This is a genomic window from Cupriavidus sp. CuC1 (assembly GCF_044627735.1).
Lineage (GTDB): Bacteria > Pseudomonadota > Gammaproteobacteria > Burkholderiales > Burkholderiaceae > Cupriavidus > Cupriavidus ulmosensis.
The window spans coordinates 1-521 of sequence record NZ_JBIUHC010000468.1 but is presented as its reverse complement, the minus strand read 5'-3'; the positions used below and the strand labels follow the sequence as shown (position 1 = coordinate 521).

Sequence of the window (521 nt, the reverse complement as noted above, 5' to 3'; positions counted from 1 at the left end):
CTAAACACAACGTCTTAAATAATGCAGCATAGTCGTCGTAGTACCTCGTTTGGTCTCTTCCATTGCTGGAAGCAGGCGTCGACTGCCGAGAGAACTTCTACGAGGGTGGCGAAGTACCGGTTATGTAACCCCAGGCGCCGTGTCAGTTTCCATACGCGTTCGATAGGCGCCAGTTGCGGGCTGTATGGTGGCAGGAACAACAACGTCATGTGCCGCCTGTATTTGTGCAGTAACGGTTTGAGCAGAACGGCATGGTGGTACTTGGCGTTGTCCAGGACCACGACGATGCGCTTGCCGCGACGTCGATGGCGCAGTAGTTGGCGAAGAAAGGATGCAAACGTTTCTGCGTTGAAGACAGGGCATACCTGCCAGACGAAGCGACCCGTGCTCAGACTGACGGCGCCAAAACATGCCACCGACTTTCGCGTCGGCGCATGCATCAACACCGGATCGCGGATTTCCGGGGCCACCCACATGCGACAGCGCGATCCGTGTTGCTGGAAATGGCATTCGTCCAGGCT

1 protein-coding gene is annotated in these 521 nt (G+C 56.4%); it reads right to left on the bottom strand.

Annotated features, from left to right (window positions below; genetic code table 11):
* Positions 1–14: 14 nt before the first annotated feature.
* The coding region (locus ACGLHR_RS52235; protein ID WP_400104039.1) for an IS630 family transposase at positions 15–521 on the bottom strand (507 nt) is incomplete at its 5' end.